18 protein-coding genes and 1 riboswitch are annotated in these 16,386 nt (G+C 63.1%); of the genes, 11 read left to right on the top strand and 7 right to left on the bottom strand.

Annotated elements, in window-relative coordinates:
* Positions 1-22: 22 nt before the first annotated feature.
* Genes GGI60_RS24835 through GGI60_RS24820 form a run of 4 tightly spaced genes read right to left on the bottom strand, consistent with a single transcriptional unit; the run spans position 23 to position 3,431 of the window.
* Positions 23-577: a hypothetical protein gene (locus GGI60_RS24835; RefSeq protein ID WP_183918830.1), complete on the bottom strand. Its 555-nt coding sequence runs from the start codon at positions 575-577 to the stop codon at positions 23-25.
* Positions 578-621: 44 nt separating this feature from the next.
* A complete protein-coding gene (locus GGI60_RS24830; RefSeq protein WP_097664060.1) occupies positions 622-1,089 on the bottom strand; it encodes a hypothetical protein in 468 nt (155 codons plus the stop codon).
* 13 nt (positions 1,090-1,102) lie between these two features.
* Positions 1,103-2,824 (bottom strand): ShlB/FhaC/HecB family hemolysin secretion/activation protein, encoded by a 1,722-nt coding sequence (locus GGI60_RS24825; protein ID WP_183918831.1) that lies wholly within the window; start codon positions 2,822-2,824, stop codon positions 1,103-1,105.
* Positions 2,825-2,837: 13 nt separating this feature from the next.
* Positions 2,838-3,431: an invasion associated locus B family protein gene (locus tag GGI60_RS24820; protein WP_183918832.1), complete on the bottom strand. Its 594-nt coding sequence runs from the start codon at positions 3,429-3,431 to the stop codon at positions 2,838-2,840.
* 669 nt (positions 3,432-4,100) lie between these two features.
* A riboswitch (TPP riboswitch) is annotated at positions 4,101-4,197 on the top strand.
* A 42-nt stretch (positions 4,198-4,239) separates the two neighbouring features.
* Between GGI60_RS24820 and thiM the strand changes: the two genes are divergently transcribed.
* The 11 genes from thiM (at position 4,240) to GGI60_RS24765 (ending at position 14,296) form a co-directional block, all read left to right on the top strand.
* Complete coding sequence (gene thiM, locus GGI60_RS24815) at positions 4,240-5,043, top strand: hydroxyethylthiazole kinase (RefSeq protein ID WP_183918833.1); 804 nt, start codon at positions 4,240-4,242, stop codon at positions 5,041-5,043.
* Positions 5,040-5,675, top strand: a complete 636-nt coding sequence (gene thiE, locus GGI60_RS24810) for a thiamine phosphate synthase (RefSeq protein WP_077989643.1) — start codon at positions 5,040-5,042, stop codon at positions 5,673-5,675. The genes thiM and thiE overlap by 4 nt, the downstream gene beginning before the upstream one ends.
* On the top strand, positions 5,672-6,505 hold the full coding sequence (thiD, locus tag GGI60_RS24805) for a bifunctional hydroxymethylpyrimidine kinase/phosphomethylpyrimidine kinase (protein ID WP_183918834.1): 834 nt from the start codon (positions 5,672-5,674) through the stop codon (positions 6,503-6,505). Before thiE ends, thiD begins: the two co-directional genes overlap by 4 nt.
* A gap of 215 nt (positions 6,506-6,720) precedes the next feature.
* The gene (locus GGI60_RS24800; protein WP_183918835.1) at positions 6,721-7,200 is read left to right on the top strand and encodes a GNAT family N-acetyltransferase; all 480 of its coding nucleotides are present in this window, start codon (positions 6,721-6,723) and stop codon (positions 7,198-7,200) included.
* Positions 7,201-7,224: 24 nt separating this feature from the next.
* Entirely contained in the window at positions 7,225-8,247 is a 1,023-nt protein-coding gene (locus GGI60_RS24795; RefSeq protein ID WP_183918836.1) for a glycoside hydrolase family 3 protein, read from the top strand.
* 44 nt (positions 8,248-8,291) lie between these two features.
* Complete coding sequence (locus tag GGI60_RS24790; RefSeq protein WP_183918837.1) at positions 8,292-9,938, top strand: ABC transporter substrate-binding protein; 1,647 nt, start codon at positions 8,292-8,294, stop codon at positions 9,936-9,938.
* A gap of 57 nt (positions 9,939-9,995) precedes the next feature.
* Positions 9,996-10,973 (top strand): ABC transporter permease, encoded by a 978-nt coding sequence (locus GGI60_RS24785; RefSeq protein ID WP_183918838.1) that lies wholly within the window; start codon positions 9,996-9,998, stop codon positions 10,971-10,973.
* Position 10,974: 1 nt separating this feature from the next.
* A complete protein-coding gene (locus GGI60_RS24780; RefSeq protein WP_183918839.1) occupies positions 10,975-11,853 on the top strand; it encodes an ABC transporter permease in 879 nt (292 codons plus the stop codon).
* Positions 11,850-12,653 carry an ABC transporter ATP-binding protein gene (locus GGI60_RS24775; RefSeq protein WP_183918840.1) on the top strand — a complete coding sequence of 268 codons (804 nt, stop codon included), beginning with the start codon at positions 11,850-11,852 and terminating at the stop codon, positions 12,651-12,653. The genes GGI60_RS24780 and GGI60_RS24775 overlap by 4 nt, the downstream gene beginning before the upstream one ends.
* Entirely contained in the window at positions 12,650-13,549 is a 900-nt protein-coding gene (locus tag GGI60_RS24770; protein ID WP_183918841.1) for an ABC transporter ATP-binding protein, read from the top strand. The genes GGI60_RS24775 and GGI60_RS24770 overlap by 4 nt, the downstream gene beginning before the upstream one ends.
* Positions 13,550-13,618: 69 nt before the next feature.
* Entirely contained in the window at positions 13,619-14,296 is a 678-nt protein-coding gene (locus tag GGI60_RS24765; protein WP_183918842.1) for a spermidine synthase, read from the top strand.
* Positions 14,297-14,302: 6 nt separating this feature from the next.
* Here the strand turns inward: GGI60_RS24765 and GGI60_RS24760 are convergent, their stop codons facing one another.
* From GGI60_RS24760 to GGI60_RS24750, 3 genes are all read right to left on the bottom strand, one after another.
* Positions 14,303-15,097 (bottom strand): HpcH/HpaI aldolase/citrate lyase family protein, encoded by a 795-nt coding sequence (locus GGI60_RS24760; RefSeq protein ID WP_183918843.1) that lies wholly within the window; start codon positions 15,095-15,097, stop codon positions 14,303-14,305.
* Positions 15,098-15,159: 62 nt separating this feature from the next.
* Positions 15,160-15,360, bottom strand: a complete 201-nt coding sequence (locus tag GGI60_RS24755; protein WP_183918844.1) for a hypothetical protein — start codon at positions 15,358-15,360, stop codon at positions 15,160-15,162.
* A gap of 90 nt (positions 15,361-15,450) precedes the next feature.
* The gene (locus GGI60_RS24750; protein ID WP_183918845.1) at positions 15,451-16,356 is read right to left on the bottom strand and encodes a choline sulfate utilization transcriptional regulator; all 906 of its coding nucleotides are present in this window, start codon (positions 16,354-16,356) and stop codon (positions 15,451-15,453) included.
* Positions 16,357-16,386 lie beyond the last annotated feature (30 nt).

The raw sequence follows: 16,386 nt of genomic DNA, 5'->3' as shown, positions 1-16,386 counted from the left end.
GGCAGCGCCTCGCCTCGTCTCGTTATTTCTGGGTGAGCCAGGTCTTCACATTGCGGGTGAAGGACTTGGACAGGCGCTGTGCCATGACATCAGGCGCGCCGGACGTTGTCGCCGCATTGACCGCGACCGCGATGATTACGCCGTAACCGCTTCCGCGCATGGAGAGGTCTTCGCCATGGATGTTTTGCGCTTGAGCGATCAGTTGACCGGTCTTGGCATCCTCCAGCCGAACGGTTCCGTCGATCATGCTGTCGTGACCACCGATAATGCGGGCCTGCTTTGTGGTGACGTCGAACACATGCAGCGTCACGACCAACCTGCCCCTGTCAGGGCCGCCGGGCACACCGATCAGTTCCTTCGCCATCGTGGCCTGGAGGGTGCGAACCGCCTCCTGGACCTGCTGGTCCGGCTTGTCGCCGAATCCGAATGTCTTGACGTCGGGAGCCAACTCGATCCGGATCTCGCGCACAGACGTGCGTTGCAGGGCCGCAATCAGCCGAGGATCTGTCCTGGTGGTGACACAGGACGCCAGTGTCGCCGCCAGCAAGAGAAGGGTTAGAAAACGCACGATACGCATACGGAACTCCGAATTCATGGATAAGATTCAAGGGCCTACTGAACTCAGTCCCGGTTGTCCGACGACGAGGCAGGCTTTGGCTTACTGTCGAGATGCTTGTAGAGCTCGGTCAGCTGGGACTTCGGCGCCGGGCACCCCTTCGATTTGGCGATGCTGGTCAGGACATTGTTCCTGTTGCGCAGGGCATCGATCTCGACCTTCTCAGGCGATTTCGGGTCCATGAAAAACAGCGCCGGCAGAAACAGAAGCACACCGGTCGCCCCAAGCACGATGTTCTTGCCCTGCGCATCGGTGCGCTCCTTCACCGTCGAGGTGATCTGCCGTTCGTTGGCCTCGAATTCGCGGGTAATGCCGGCGCAGTCGAAGGCGCTGTCGGTCGGATTGGTCGAAGCGACCGGACGGGCCTCGCGTCCGGCGCAGCCGGCAAGAGCGATGGAAAGGGAAAGGATCAGCGCCGTCGGCCGCGAAAGGCTTTTGCCGCGCTTGATCGTCGAAGTGTCGTGGGTGGTCATTGTCTTGCTTTCGTTACCAATGCGTGGATGCGCTGAAATAAAAGAGCCCGCCGTCGACATCGTCGACGCTGCTGGCAAGGATGTCGGAATAGCCGAGGTCGGCGCTGATCGTGCCGCCGACGGCGCGGATACCGGCCGTCCAGCCGGCAAGATCGCCGCCTGTCATGTCGAATCGCTTTTGCGTGTAGACGTGGCCGTAGTCGAAGCCGAGATAGGGGCGCAGTTCGCCGAAGGCCTTGGCGGCGGCGCCGCCGCTTTCGTTGGATTTCGTTCTCCAGACGATCTCGTTGTGGCTGGACACGCCGTTATTGCCGAAGAGCACGCTTTCGCGGGTGCCGCGGACATTGCTGTAGCTGCCGAGGGACATCTGCTCGGCGCCGAGAAGATTATCCGGGGAATATTGGCCGCTGACGAGCGACGTCAGCTCGAACTGGCGGCCGATGGCCTGGAAGGGCTGCGTGACGGTGATGGTGGCGTTGAATTTCGAAAATCGCGGATCGGCATCTCCCGCGCCGGGCTCTCCTGCCTTGACGGCATCGAAAAGACCGAGCCCCCTGTCGTAGCTGGCATCAAAGACCCAGATACCGCCGAACATCCGCCGGGAATGGGAAATGCCGATCTCGCCGACCGTATAGCGGCGGCTGCCGACCTCGATCAGGTTGCCGAGCAGGAAGTTGTTCGTCTGCTTGTAGGTGAGGCTGCTGCGGACCGTCGTGATCGAATCCTTGTCGCGCATGACGACGCGATCGATGCCGATGCCGGCCTGCCCCGAATTGCCGGAGGTCTCGAGCGTGCTGAAGTTTCCTTCGACGGCGCTTTCATATTGGTACCAGGAGCCGTTCAGCGAAACGGTGGAATAACCGTAAGGGACGCTGACGCTGCCGGAATAGCTGTTGCCATAGCCGTTTCCGTCATTCTCCCAAGGATAGTCCGGACCGCTGTGCTCGTATGAGAAATTCCACAGGTCGTTGATGCCGAGCAGATCGTCGTAGCCGAGCGATGCCGAGCTGCGGGAAAAGCCGGTGCTCTCCTGCCCCATATTGTTGTTGCCGAGCGAGACATGCCATGGCCGGCCCGGACGGTTTTCGATGTTGAGGACGGAGGTTCCGTCCTTGGGGCCGGGCAGCATGGCCGACTTGGCGTCGTTGGCCTGCAGCCGGTTTATCTGGTCGAGCCCCTGCTCGATGTCGCGGATATTGACGACCCGGCCGATCAGGCCGGGAAAGGCGCTCGCAAGCGACCCGTTGCCGACCGCTTTCTTGCCGTTGAGATAGATGTCGGACAGCGTTCCTTCGACGACGAGCAGGCGCAGTATCCTGGTCTTGCGGATATCCTGCTGAGGCACATAGGCCCGCGAGGTCACATAGCCGTGGTCGATATAGAGATGGGTGACATCCCTGAGCACCGCATTGATCTCGGCGAGCCCGACGCAGCGGTTGCCGTAAGGCGCCGTCACCTTGCCGATCTCTGCCGCCGAGAGCCGGTTCGCCCCGTCGATTTCGACGTGGGTGATGTCGAAACAGGCGCCGGTCCCCTGGCTGGCGGGCAAAGTCCGGTCTTCCGCGTCCGCGCCGCCGCCCGGTGTCGCGCGCCGCAGGGCGTCCAGCCGCTGCGTCTGCGACTGCTGCTCCTGCCGGCGGTTGAAATCATCGGCTGGCGATTGCGCATAAGCAGGTGCGACCACCGTCACGAGGACGGCACCGGCGAGCAGGCAGTATCGAATTTCTGTGGTCATGGGTGAAATTCGGCTACTTCGCGGCAGTGGATTGGAGTTCATCGAGGGCCGGGCTCAGCCCTTTGAGCGAGAAGCGGATATTGACGTCCTGGCCGTTCATCAGCCGCACCAGCCCTTCGGCGGCCGAACCCTTCTTGAGCGCTGCGGCCACCTTCGCATCCAAGGCCTGCTGCGCCCAGCATCCGGCCTCGTTGCAATTGCGATAATCGAGTTTGGCGACGGGCTTGCCGTCCGCCTTGATCGCCAGGCCGGCGGGCAGGAAGACATTGAGCGGCAGAAGGGCGGTCAGCACCAGCTGCGGCTTGCCCTTGCTCTTGCCTTGAGGAGCGGCCGGCGCGGTGGCGATCGCCAGCGTCAGGACATTGACGTTCTTGCCGTCCTTGGCGACTTGCGCCACTTGCGCGACTTCGCAGGCTGCCGCGTCGCCGGAGCCCGTGCAGCGATAGTACCAGTCGTCGAATTTCTGCGATTTGATGGCCGGTGCCTGGCCTTGAACCATCGCATCGGGAGCTTGTGAAAGGGACGGGACGGAAGAGCCGAGGACTATCAGGAGGGAAGCGACGGTCCGAAGGCATCCCGTCATGCGGTTTGTCAAAATCTGGCCCATTAAAACTGCAACTTCAGGAGGATTTTATTTATGTTCAAGGCCATATCGCTACAATCGATCGCACCGTCAACCTGAACGTGTCAGAACGGTAAAGTTTCAGTTAGATATTTGCATCGCGTTTCCAGCAGATAAATCCCTTTAATCACCTGGCTCTCCTGACGGACATTAACCGGGAAATCCGAGACTTGACGGTACGGAAATGACAAAAGCCATAAGACAACACGCAACTTACGCGGAGCTGTCCATCTGCTCGTCTGCATTGAAAAACCGTAGGAACAAACGCGAAGGATGAATAAACAAATACAATCTCAAATTAAGGGAAGCTGCGAGCTGAAGAGCATATTCTCTTCACAGAAGATTGCCTGAACACACCCTTCTACAAACAAACACCAAACTGCGGCAAAGCGGGAGGCTATTGCGCACCATTAAATATCAAAGTGTATTTCACCTGAATTGCACTCATGGTCGCCGCTGTTATTACTGACCAAAAAGCGAGGCAAAGGCAGGGCGGGCCGAGGATGCCTTCGCGCAACGCTGCGGTCGCAACCCGAATCGTTGGGCTCTCCGGCTGGCAAGATTCGCTGATCATCCGCCCTGGCGCAGCCGCCCTCGATCGCGGAATGTCATTTTCGGGATGACAGCCGCGTTCTTCTCTGCGAAAAAGAGCGCGATGAGAGACAGGGGCGTTCGTCGATAGACGGGCTGAGAAGAACCCTTCGAACCTGAACCGGATAATGCCGGCGGAGGGAGTCGCTCGGGGCATCGCCGTAGACGCCGCCCCGCGCCTGCCCCGCCTGAAAGGGGCGCCATGAAGAGCAAGACCACCTCGGGAGCCATGCTGGAGGCGATGCGCGAAAAGCCGCCGCTCGTCCACTGCATCACCAATTACGTCGCCATGAACATCGCCGCCAATGTCCTGCTTGCATCCGGCGCTTCGCCCGCCATGGTGCACGCGGCTGAGGAAGCCGGCGAATTCGCCGGCATCGCGAGCGCGCTGACCGTCAATATCGGCACGCTGTCGACGCAATGGCTCGACGGCATGCGGGCGGCGGCGAAGGCCGCGGCCTCAGCCGGCAAACCCTGGGTGCTCGATCCGGTGGCGCATTATGCGACCGCCTTTCGCCGCCAAGCGGTTGCCGATCTGCTGGCGCTGAAGCCCACGATCATCCGCGGCAATGCTTCCGAGATCATCGCGCTGGCCGGCGGGGAGAGCCGCGGCCAGGGCGTCGACAGTCGCGATCCGGTCGAGCAGGCGGAGGATTCGGCCCGCCGGCTCGCGGAGCGGCAGCAGGCCATCGTCGCCGTCACCGGAGCCGTCGATTTCGTGACCGACGGTGCCAGGGCGGTGCGCATCAAGGGCGGATCGGTGCTGATGCCGCAGGTCACCGCGCTCGGCTGCTCGCTCACCTGCCTCGTTGGCGCCTTCGCCGCCACAGCGCCCGAGGATCTGTTCGGGGCGACGGTCGCTGCGCTTGCGATCTTTGCCGTCGCCGGCGAAGATGCCGCGCTCGGCGCGGCCGGTCCCGGCTCCTTTGCCTGGCGCTTCCTCGATGCGCTGGCGGCGCTCGACGGCGAAGCGCTGGATGCGAGGGCCAGGGTATCGATCGCATGAAGGCTCTCGACCTTTCGCTCTATCTCGTCCTCGATCCGGATCTCTGCGCCCCTATCGGCATGGTCGAGACTGCCCGGCTTGCCGTTGCCGGCGGCGCGACGATCGTGCAGCTGCGCGACAAACGGGCCGGCACGCCGGAGATGATCGAGACCGGCCGCGCCTTGAAGCGGGCGCTCGATGGCACCGGCGCCCGCCTCATCGTCAACGACGACGTCGAGGCGGCGATCGCCATCGGCGCCGACGGGTTGCATATCGGCCAGGAGGACCTGAACGCGCGCGCCGCGCGGGAGATGATCGGTCCCGACATGATCCTCGGCCTCTCGGTCGAAACCGAGGCGCTCGCCGCCGCCGTCGATCCGGGTCTCGTCGATTATACGGGCGTCGGCCCGGTGTTTGCGACGCCGACCAAGGCCGACCACAAGCAGCCGATCGGCTTTGATGGTCTCGCCAGACTGGTGCAGCTCTCGCCGGTGCCGTCCGTCGCCATCGGCGGGCTGAAGGCGGATCATGTGGCCGAAGTCTTTGCCGCCGGCGCCAAGGGGCTTGCCGTCGTCTCAGCCGTCTGCGGCACGCCGGATCCTGCGGCAGCTACACGCCGCATCGCTGCAGAAATCCGAAAGGTTCACACATGATCCGTAACGTCCTCTCCATCGCCGGCTCCGATCCCTCAGGCGGCGCCGGCATCCAGGCCGATCTCAAGGCCTTTTCCGCCCGCGGCGTCTACGGCATGGCGGTGCTGACCGCGCTGACGGCGCAGAACACCCAAGGCGTCACCGGCGTGCATCTGGTGCCGCCGCCATTCGTCGCCGACCAGATCGATGCCGTCTTTGCCGATGTGCGCGTTGATGCCGTCAAGATCGGCATGATTGCCAATGCCGCCATCGCCGAGGCCGTCGCCGCCGCACTTGCTAGAGCTCTGACCGCAGCAACCGCCAACGGGCGCAGCATTCCTGTCGTCCTCGATCCCGTCATGATCGCCAAGGGCGGGGCCGCCCTGCTCGTACCCGGAGCGGTTGACGTGCTGACCCTGCGGCTGCTGCCGCTTGCCACGCTGCTGACGCCGAACCTGCCGGAGGCCGCCGCGCTGCTGCACCAACCGGTCGCGAGGAACCGGTCTGAGATGGCGGCGCAGGCCGAACAGCTGCGCGCGCTCGGCCCGGCCGCGGTACTGGTGAAGGGCGGCCATCTCGATAGCGACGACAGCCCCGACGTGCTGGCCGTCGCCGATGGCCTGCACTGGTTCGAAGCTCAGCGGGTGCCGACAAAGAATACCCATGGCACCGGCTGCACGCTGTCGAGCGCGCTGGCGGCCGAGCTTGCCAAGGGCGCTTCGGCGCGGGAGGCGGTGGCTGTTGCCAAGGACTATCTCGCCGGCGCCGTCGCAGCATCAGGAAGCCTTACCGTCGGCTCCGGCCACGGTCCGGTGCAGCATTTTCATGCACTCTGGAAAGACGGTGCATAAGCGCTCGGATCGACGAACAACTCCCATCGAACGGCCCGGGTCTCCCCGGGCCGTTTTCGCCTGTGCCAGCCACTTGCATTGAGCGCGCAGTCCAAAGCGGCTGCATCACCGGCGCCAGTTGAAAAACCCTGTTGACAAGCCCGGCGAGATGGCCAAGTCTATGACATAAGAGGGATATATATTCCGTAACTACGGAATTACAGGAGGAATGTCGGGTGCCAGACCTGCTTGTGAGCCTGTATTCCGCAAAGCTTGCCGAGCTGAAACAGAGAGCCGAGAACGTCGGCGCCGCCATTCGCCCGGCACTCCCCCCGGAACTGCATCTCGTCGTCAACTGGGTTCGAGAACGGTTCAGCGAGAACTGGGCAAGCGAGGTCTCGGTCGCCTTCTTCCGCCAGCCCGTCGCTTGCCTGATCGCCGTCGAAGGTCGAGAACTGCTCGGCTTTGCCTGCTACGACACGACGGCGCGCGGCTTCTTCGGCCCGACCGGCGTTGACCCGCAAGCGCGCGGCAAGGGCATCGGGCTCGCCCTGTTTTCCGCCTGCCTTCAGACGATGAAAACAACAGGCCATGCCTATGCCTTCATCGGCGATGCCGGTCCCATCGATTTTTACGCCAGCACCGCAGGCGCCATCACCATCCCGGCCCCCGACAAGGGCATCTACGAAGGCATGCTGAGAAGCATGCCGCAATGACCATCTGATACCGGAGTACTAGACTTGTCCTCGACCCCGCTCGCCCTTTTTGTCGGCCTTCCTAATCCGGTTCTTTCGGATGATGGATTTGCGCTCTTTCGCGAGACCAATCCGCTCGGCCTCTTCGTCGGCCGGCGCAATCAGCGCGAGCCGGCGCAGACCAAGCGGCTGATCGAACGCTTTCGCGAAGCCGTAGGCCGAGACGACGCCCCCGTCTTCACCGACCAGGAGGGCGGCCGCGTCCAGCATCTCGATGCCGGCCCCTGGCCGCTCTTCCGCAGCTTCGGCCAGTTTGCCGAACTGGCGCGCCGCGATTTCGAGCTCGGCAAACGAGCCCTGCGCCTTTCCTCCCAGGCCATGGGGGCGATGATGACGGAACTTGGCCTTTCCAGCGGCTGCTCGCCCGTTCTCGACCTCGTCTTCGAGACGACGAGCGCGGTGATCGGCGCCCGCTCCTTCGGCCCGGATCCCGATGTCATCGCCGCCCTCGGCCGCGAGGTGGTCGACGGCCTGCTCGAGACCGGCAACATGCCTGTGATGAAGCACATTCCCGGCCATGGCCGCGCGACGCTCGACTCGCACAAGGAGCGTCCGGTCGTCGACGCCAGCCGCGAGACGCTCATCGCCACCGATTTCAAGCCCTTCGTCGCCCTGAAGGACACGCCTTGGGCGATGGTCGCCCATGTCGTCTACTCCGCCTACGATGGGGAATTGCCGGCCTCCGTCTCGCCAATCATGCACGACGTCATCCGTAACGACCTTGGCTATGACGGCATGCTGATCTCCGATTGCATCTTCATGGAATCGCTCTCGGGCACGCTGCCGGAGCGCGTGAGCCAAGTGCTCGATGCCGGCTTTGACATTGCACTGCACAGCCATGGCGACGTCAGGGAAACCGAAGCCGCTGCCAGAGCCGCGCGGCCGCTGACGGATGCCGCGCTTAAGCGCATCGCCGCCGGCAAGGCCCGCCTCGGCAATCTCAAGGTCGATGTCCGCGCCGCCCACAGGCAAGTCGAAGACATGTTTGCCAGCGCCTCGGTCTCCTGACCGGCGCGCCATCTCTCACCGCATAAGAAAAAGGGGAATAGAACATGAAAAAATATCTTCTCGCAGCCGCTGCTCTGACACTGCTTTCGGGCTCTGCCGTGGCGCAAACGGTCCTCACAGTGAATATCGAGCCGGCGACGACTTGGGTTCGCAACTTCAACCCGTTCAACCAGACATCAGCGCGCCAGTCGACGCTCGATTTCATCTATGAGCCGCTTGTTATTTTCAACCGCTTCGACAGCAACAAGCCGGTCTATCGTCTGGCCGAAAGCTTCAAGCTGTCCGACGACCTGAAGAGCATTGAGTTCAAGCTGCGCCCCGACCTGAAATGGTCGGACGGCAAGCCGCTGACCTCAGCCGACGTCAAGTTCACCTATGATTACCTGAAGAAATTCCCTGCGCTCGACTTCGTCAGCATTTGGACGTTCGTCACCGACGTCCAGGCCGTCGACACCCAGACCGTGCGCTTCACGCTCGCCAATCCGAGTTCACTCGCCGCCGAACAGATCTCGCAGCTGCCGATCGTTCCCGAACATGCCTGGAAGGACGTCGCCGACCCGGTCACCTTCGCCAACGAAAACCCGGTCGGCAGCGGTCCGTTGACCGAAGTGCCGCGCTTCACCGGCCAGACCTACGACCAGTGCCGCAATCCGAACTACTGGGACAATGCGCATCTAAAGGTCGATTGCATGCGCTTCCCGCAGCTTGCCGACAACAACCAGATCCTGACGGCAACGGCCGACGGCACGCTCGACTGGGGTGTCTCGTTCATTCCCGATATCGACAATGTCTATGTTTCGAAGGATCCGGAACATTTCCACTATTGGTATTCGCCGAGCAGCATGGTCGCCTTCCTGTTCAATTTGGAAACAGCGAACGAGAACAACAAGAAGGCCTTCAACGACCTGAAATTCCGGCGTGCCGTGTCGATGGCGCTCGACCGCAAGACGATGATCGACGTCGCCGGCTATGGCTATCCGACGCTGAACGAAGATCCCGGCCTGATGGGCGAGCTTTACAAGAGCTGGGCGGATCCGTCCGTCAAGGCCGACTTCGGCAAGTTCGCTACCTATGACGCCGACGCCGCCAAGGCGCTGCTCGACGAGGCCGGCTACAAGGACAAGGACGGCGACGGCTTCCGCGACAATCCCGACGGCAGCAAGATCTCCTTCTCGATCATTGTCCCGAACTCCTGGACCGACTGGGTCGACACCGTCAACATCGCTGTCGAAGGCATGCAGGCGATCGGCCTCGACGCCAAGATCGAAACGCCCGAAGAAGCAGTCTGGACCGGCAATCTCATCAACGGCAGCTTCGATGCGGCGATCAACAGCCTGCCGGCATCGGCCTCGCCCTACTACCCCTACAAGCGCGCCTTCAGCGCTTCGGACAAGGGCAAGACGCGCTTTACCGCGCAGCGCTGGTTCAATCCCGATGTCGAGAAGCTCGTCACCGAGTTCACCCATACCGCGGATCTCGCCAAGCAGAAGGAAACGATGAACAAGGCACAGCGCATCGTCGCCGAAAACATGCCGATGATTCCGGTGTTCAACAACCCGAACTGGTATCAATACAACACCAAGCGCTTCACCGGCTGGTCGACCAAGGAAAACCCCTTCGTCAATCCGTCGATCTCGCGGACCAATCCGGCACGCCTCTTGAACCTGCTCGCGCTCGAGCCGGCCAAGTAAAGGCATTGATCCCGGGAGCGGTGATTTCAACGCCGCTCCCGTCACGACGGAGTCCTCATGGCTTTCCTGCTTCGCCGCCTCGTCTTCTACATGGCAGCCTTCATCGCAGCAGCGACGATCAATTTCTTCCTGCCGCGCCTGATGCCGGGCGATCCCGTGCAGATCATGTTTTCGAGCGCCGGCACCGAATTGCCGCCGGAAAGCCTGCAGGCGCTGAAGCTGACCTTCGGCTTCGTCGACGGGCCGCTCTGGCAGCAATATCTCACCTATCTCGGCAGCATCTTTACCGGCGATCTCGGCCGCTCGATCAAATATTTCCCGCTGCCGGTCACCTCGGTGCTCGGCCATGCGCTCGTCTGGACGGTCGGCCTGATGGGAACCGCGACAATCATCAGCTTCGCGCTCGGCACCTTGCTCGGCATCCTGGCCGCCTGGCGCCGCGGCAGCAGGTTCGATGTCGTCGTTTCCGTCGGCGCGATCTTCGCCACCTCGGTGCCCGCCGTCGTCACCTCGCTGATCGTGCTCTTCATCTTCGGCTTCACCCTCGGCTGGTTCCCGAACGGCTATGCCGCCGATCCCTCGCTCGATCCGGCCTTCAGCCTGCAATATCTCGGCAGCGTCGCCTATCACGGCATCCTGCCGATGGTCACCCTCTGCACCGTGCTGATCGGCGGCTTTACCGTCACCATGCGCAACAACATGATCTACCTGCTCGGCGAGGACTATATCGTCATGGCCCGCGCCAAGGGTCTGTCCGACCGACATGTGATGCTCTGGTATGCGGCGCGCAACGCTCTGCTGCCGGCCGTCTCCAGCCTTGCCATCGCCATTGGCACCATTCTCGGCGGCTCGCTGGTGACCGAGGTCGTCTACAACTATCCCGGCCTCGGCAACATTCTCTACCAGGCGATCCTCGCCCGCGACTATCCGGTCATCCAGGGCCAGCTACTGATCATGACCGCGACCATGCTGATCGCCAATTTCATCGTCGACGTCAGCTATGTCATGCTCGACCCGCGGCTGAAGGGGGCGTGAGATGAAGATCCTGCTTCGAAACCGCAAGGCGCTCACCGGCCTCGTCATCATCGCTTTCATTGTCATCGTCGCGATCGCAGCGCCGCTGCTGACCCAATACGACCCCGCCGCCCGCACCGGGCGGCCGCATCAGCCGCCGTCGCTCGACCATATTCTCGGCACCACCCGCATCGGCCAGGACGTCTTCGCCCGGCTGATCTACGGCGCCCGCACTTCGCTGGCCGTCGGCTTCGGCGCAGGCCTGCTGATCACGCTCGCCGGCACCGCGCTCGGCATCATCTCCGGCTATCGCGGCGGCAAGACCGACGAGGTCATCAGCTTCTTCACCAATATGGTGCTGGTCGTTCCCAACCTGCCGCTGCTGCTGGTGCTCGCCGCCTTCATCGGCCAGGCAAGCCCGCTCGTCATCGCCCTGATACTCGGCGCCACCTCCTGGGCATGGGGCGCCCGCGTCACCCGCGCCGAGACGCTCTCGGTCAAGCAGAAAGATTTCGTCAAATCGGCCGAGATGATGGGCGAGCCGCAATGGCGGATCATGACCTTCGAGATCTTCCCCAATGTGATCTCCATCGTCGGCATCAATTTCATTGGCAGCGTCATCTTCGCGATCATCACCGAGGCGACGCTGGAATTCCTCGGCCTCGGCGACCCCCGGGCGATCTCCTGGGGCACCATGCTCTACAACGCGCAGAAGGCCTCGGCGCTTTCGGTCGGCGCCTGGTGGGATATTCTCACTCCCTGCTTCGCGCTCGCCTTCCTCGGCATCGGCATGTCGCTCCTGAATTTCGCCGTCGACGAGATCGCCAATCCGCGACTGCGCACCGGCAATCATCTGAAGCGCTGGTCGCTGCTCGTCCGCTCCGGGGAGGGTCGCCTGTGACGCAACCGCTGCTTTCGGTGAGAAACCTCACCATCGACTATATCGGCGAAGAGAAGGATTTCCGTGCCGTCGACGACGTCAATTTCGACGTCGCACCCGGCGAGGTCTTCGGCCTTGCCGGCGAATCCGGCTGCGGCAAGAGCACCATCGCCTTCGCCATCAGCCGCCTGCACAAGCCGCCGGCGCTGATCCGCAAGGAGAGCCGCATCCTGCTTGACGGCCGCGACGTACTCGATCTCGACCAGCGGGCGCTTGCCGCCTTCCGCTGGCGCGAGGTCGCCATGGTCTTCCAGAGCGCAATGAATTCGTTGAACCCGGTGCTGCGCATCGAGGCGCAATTCTACGACCTGCTGCGCACCCATAAGGGCATGAGCCGCGCGCAAGCCCGCGAGCGGACCGCCGAGATGCTGACGCTTGTCGATATCTCCCCGGATCGCATGCGCGACTATCCGCATCAGTTTTCCGGCGGCATGCGCCAGCGCATCGTCATCGCCATCTGCATGGCGCTCGATCCGAAGCTCGTCGTCATGGACGAGCCGACGACCGCACTCGACGTCGTCGTCCAACGCGAAATCCTGCAGCGGATCAACGAGCTGCGCCGCCGCTTCGGCTTCTCCGTGCTGTTCATCACCCATGATCTCGGGCTGATGGCGCAGTTCTGCGATCGCATCGGGATCATGCTGTCCGGCAGGCTGGTGGAGCAGAACAACGCCGAGGCGATCTACCGGACGCCGGCGCACGACTATACGAAGAAGCTCTGGGCCTCCTTCCCCTCGCTTCATGGAGGCGTGCTGCTATGACCGAGGCCATCCTTGCGCTCGACACGGTGACCAAGACCTTCGGCCACGGCGCGTCCGCCGTTCATGCTGCCCGCTCAATCGCTTTTTCGCTGCGCGCCGGCCGCGCACTGGCTCTCGTCGGCGAATCCGGCAGCGGCAAGACCACCTGCGCCCGCATGGCGATGCGCGAACATTTGCCGACATCGGGCCGCATCCTCTACAAGGGCCGGCCGGTCGAGACGGCGAATGCCGCCGAAATCGCCCGCTACCGCCGCTCGGTGCAGATGATTTTCCAGGATCCGTTCGCCTCGCTGAACCCCGCCCATACCATCGCTCACCATCTTCGACGGCCGCTGAAGCTGCATCGCCCCGATATTAAGTGGACTGAAATCGACGCGACGATCCGCGAACTGCTGGAGCGCGTCAGGCTCGATCCCGATCTCGTCGCGCCGAGATATCCGCATGAGCTCTCCGGTGGCCAGCGCCAGCGCGTCAACATCGCCCGCGCGCTTGCCGTCAAGCCGGAAGTGATCGTTGCCGACGAGCCGACGTCGATGCTCGACGTCTCGGTGCGCCTCGGCGTGCTCAACCTGCTGAACGAAATGAAGCGGGAGATGAATCTCGGCCTGCTCTACATCACCCATGACATCGCCACCGCCCGTTATGTCGCGGAAGACATCGCCGTGATGTATGCCGGCCAGATCGTCGAATGGGGCAGCACTGCCCGGGTGATCGACAATCCGCTGCATCCCTATACCAGGCTGCTGCTCTCGGCCGTGCCCGATCCCGGCGTCCGCTTCGAAGATCCGAAGGCGCGGCTGAGGCCCGACGAGGTCGAGGAAATCCGCCGCCGTTCGGCCGCCCCGCAGGACGATGTCGTCGAAGTAGAGCCTGGTCATTTCATGCGGGTGATCTGACGCCCGTTTGCTGGTTTCGCTCGTCTGCCTGTGCTAGGGGAGCCTTTCTTCATATGAGGCGAAACTGTCATGCTTCCCTGGATCCAAGTCGATTCCGCGACCATCCCCGGCGAAGGAGGCGAACTCAGGCTGAAGCAGCGCGGCGGCGAATTCTCGATCATGCTCGGCGCCAACGAGCTGATGAACAGCCGTCTCAGCGGCTCGGAAGAAGCTCTCGCCACTCTGTCCTGGGAGCGGATCAAGACGCATCCGAAGCCGAGGGTGCTGATCGGCGGGCTCGGCATGGGTTTCACCCTGCGCGCCGCGCTTGCCGTCGTTCCCGATGATGCCGGCATCACGGTCGCCGAACTGGTGCCGGCTGTCGTCGCCTGGGCGCGCGGGCCGATGGCCGAGGTGTTCAAGGGCTGCCTCGACGATCCCCGCGTCGGCATTCATCAGGGCGATGTCGGCGAGGCGATCCGCGCCGGCAAGAGCGCCTACGATGCGATCCTGCTCGATGTCGACAACGGCCCGGACGGGCTGACCCGCAAATCCAACGACCGGCTCTACGATTTCGCCGGCCTGCGCGCCGCCAGCGACGCGCTTCGCCCCGGCGGCGTGCTCGCCGTCTGGTCATCCGGTCCAGACCCGAATTTCACCCGTCGCCTCAAGGACAGCGGCTTTGCCGTCGATGTCATCAATACTCGCGCCGGCCGCAAACGCGGCGCCCGCCACGTGATCTGGCTTGCGGTCAAAACGACTCGTTGACGAAGATCAGCTGCCGGAAGCGACCCGGCGGGCGGCATTGATGGCGCGGCGGGCGCCGGCGCGCAGTTGTATGGTCTCGGCGCCGGCGATCACCAGATCAAAGCCGAACTTCAGCAGTTCGCCGGCCCGCTCGCCATCGCCGGCATAGGCGCAGGCGAATTTGCCGTGGGCGCGGCAGCGCGCAACCGCGTGCTGCATGGCGCTGTCGATCTCGGCCGCATTCGGCGCCACCTGATCGCCGTTCGACAGGGCGATCGAAAGGTCGGCGGGGCCGACGAAAATACCGTCGACGCCGGTCACGCCAAGAATGCCGTCGATCGCATCGAGCGCGGCGCGGGTCTCGATCATGGCGATGGCGACGGTGAGGTCGTTGGCAGTCTTCAGATAGGCGTCGGCCGACAGGCCGCTATGGTTCAGTGCCAGGGACGGTCCCCAGCTGCGCTCGCCGAGAGGCGGATATTTCGTCGTCCTGACCAGGGCTCGCGCATCCTCGGCCGAATTGATCATCGGCGCAATGATGCCGGAGGCCCCGGCATCGAGCAGCCGCGAGGCGGAAGCGAAATCGCCGACCGGAATGCGCGCGATGGCCGGTTTGCCGGCAAGACGCGCCTGAGCAACGGCATTCGCCGCCGACTGCATATCCCACATGCCATGCTGCATATCGAGCACCACGGCATCGAACGCCTCCTGCGCCAGATGATTGACGAGCATCGCGTCGGGAATGCCGACCCAGGCGGAGATCATGCCGCCCTGATGTTTCCTGATGCGGTCGGCAAAATCGTCGATTTCAGCTGCGCTCATGTCATTCTCCTCATTTCGACAGGCCGTCAGCGGCCGGGTTGCCGCCAAACGGCAGCAGCCATTCATCCTCTGCGGCGAAGCCGCGAGATGCTGACCATCACGACGATGCCCGCCGCCGCCAGCATGGCGCCCCAGAGCATCCAGATCTTTTGGGCAATCATGAAACTCGACGCCGGATAGGAAAAGTAGCCGCTTCCCTGCCCGATCCAGATCAAGCCGAACACGATCATGAGCAGTCCGATGACATATCCGATGGTTCGCATGCTTCAGCCGCCTTCGCAATGGATTCGCCCCACAATGTCGATCGCCATCGCCGATGACAAGGCTTCTTCCGAGGAGGAATGCAACCGGCGCTAATCATTCTTCTCCACCTCATCCGACAGCCAGGTGCTGAGCCTCTCGCTGTGGACGTTTGGAGATCGCGGAGGCACCAGCCAGTAACCGCGGTCTCGCGCCTCCAGCGACGGGCCGGCTTCCAGCAGCATGCCCGCCGAAAGGAGCGTGTCGACGAGCCCCATCCAGCCGAGCGCCACGCCCTGCTCGCTGAGCGCGGCCTGAACGACCAAGGAATAAGTGTTGAAGCTGATATCGCCGCGGCCGGCATGGGCGTCGCGCAGGATGGCGAATTCGGCAAAATATGTGCGCCAGTCGAACCAGGGAGATGGCAGCGGCGCGTCGAGATGGATCAGCCTCGCTCCGGCCAATTGTCCTGGATCGTCGAAGGGTCCGTTGCGATCGAGGAATGCCCGCGTGCAGACGGGCACGACCCTTTCCGGCAGCAGAAGCGTCCCCACGGCACCGAATTCCGCCCGCGTCCCGAACACCACCGCGACATCGGCCTCGTCGCGAAATCCGGCCGCAAGCCTCTGCGTCGCGACGATCTGTATGTCCGTTTCCGGATGCAGCAGTCGAAAGCCATCCATGCGGGGGATCAGCCAAAGCGCCGAAAAAGCATAGTCGGTTCTGAGCCTGACGACCGGCCTCTGGGCTTCGACGTGGAAACTGCGGGCGAGCGCATCGATATCGCCGACCGCCTTGGCCGCGATCTCGAGAAGCCGCTCGCCTTCCGCGGTCAATTCGACGCCGCGATGCTGGCGGCGCAGCAGACTGACGCCGAACTGCTGTTCCAGCCGGCGGATCTGGTAGCTGACGGCCGGCTGGGTCAGCCCCAGAAGCGTTGCAGCCGCCGAAAAGCTCCCGAGCCGGGCAACCTCGACGAACAGCCGCATCCATCCAAGCTCAGGTGGGTGATCCGACATAAAAATACCTTTGAGCAGCCATCGAAAAAA

Origin of the sequence: Rhizobium lentis (genome assembly GCF_014200175.1) — a bacterium.
Lineage (GTDB): Bacteria > Pseudomonadota > Alphaproteobacteria > Rhizobiales > Rhizobiaceae > Rhizobium > Rhizobium mulingense.
This window is presented reverse-complemented; position numbering and strand designations above follow the sequence as displayed.

What these genes read in the sequence shown, in the direction of transcription:
- GGI60_RS24835 (WP_183918830.1), bottom strand. Translation starts at nt 577, where the DNA reads ATGCGTATCGTGCGTTTTCTAACCCTTCTCTTGCTGGCGGCGACACTG.
- GGI60_RS24830 (WP_097664060.1), bottom strand. Translation starts at nt 1,089, where the DNA reads ATGACCACCCACGACACTTCGACGATCAAGCGCGGCAAAAGCCTTTCG.
- GGI60_RS24825 (WP_183918831.1), bottom strand. Translation starts at nt 2,824, where the DNA reads ATGACCACAGAAATTCGATACTGCCTGCTCGCCGGTGCCGTCCTCGTG.
- GGI60_RS24820 (WP_183918832.1), bottom strand. Translation starts at nt 3,431, where the DNA reads ATGGGCCAGATTTTGACAAACCGCATGACGGGATGCCTTCGGACCGTC.
- thiM (WP_183918833.1), top strand. Translation starts at nt 4,240, where the DNA reads ATGAAGAGCAAGACCACCTCGGGAGCCATGCTGGAGGCGATGCGCGAA.
- thiE (WP_077989643.1), top strand. Translation starts at nt 5,040, where the DNA reads ATGAAGGCTCTCGACCTTTCGCTCTATCTCGTCCTCGATCCGGATCTC.
- thiD (WP_183918834.1), top strand. Translation starts at nt 5,672, where the DNA reads ATGATCCGTAACGTCCTCTCCATCGCCGGCTCCGATCCCTCAGGCGGC.
- GGI60_RS24790 (WP_183918837.1), top strand. Translation starts at nt 8,292, where the DNA reads ATGAAAAAATATCTTCTCGCAGCCGCTGCTCTGACACTGCTTTCGGGC.
- GGI60_RS24785 (WP_183918838.1), top strand. Translation starts at nt 9,996, where the DNA reads ATGGCTTTCCTGCTTCGCCGCCTCGTCTTCTACATGGCAGCCTTCATC.
- GGI60_RS24780 (WP_183918839.1), top strand. Translation starts at nt 10,975, where the DNA reads ATGAAGATCCTGCTTCGAAACCGCAAGGCGCTCACCGGCCTCGTCATC.
- GGI60_RS24770 (WP_183918841.1), top strand. Translation starts at nt 12,650, where the DNA reads ATGACCGAGGCCATCCTTGCGCTCGACACGGTGACCAAGACCTTCGGC.
- GGI60_RS24765 (WP_183918842.1), top strand. Translation starts at nt 13,619, where the DNA reads ATGCTTCCCTGGATCCAAGTCGATTCCGCGACCATCCCCGGCGAAGGA.
- GGI60_RS24760 (WP_183918843.1), bottom strand. Translation starts at nt 15,097, where the DNA reads ATGAGCGCAGCTGAAATCGACGATTTTGCCGACCGCATCAGGAAACAT.
- GGI60_RS24755 (WP_183918844.1), bottom strand. Translation starts at nt 15,360, where the DNA reads ATGCGAACCATCGGATATGTCATCGGACTGCTCATGATCGTGTTCGGC.
- GGI60_RS24750 (WP_183918845.1), bottom strand. Translation starts at nt 16,356, where the DNA reads ATGTCGGATCACCCACCTGAGCTTGGATGGATGCGGCTGTTCGTCGAG.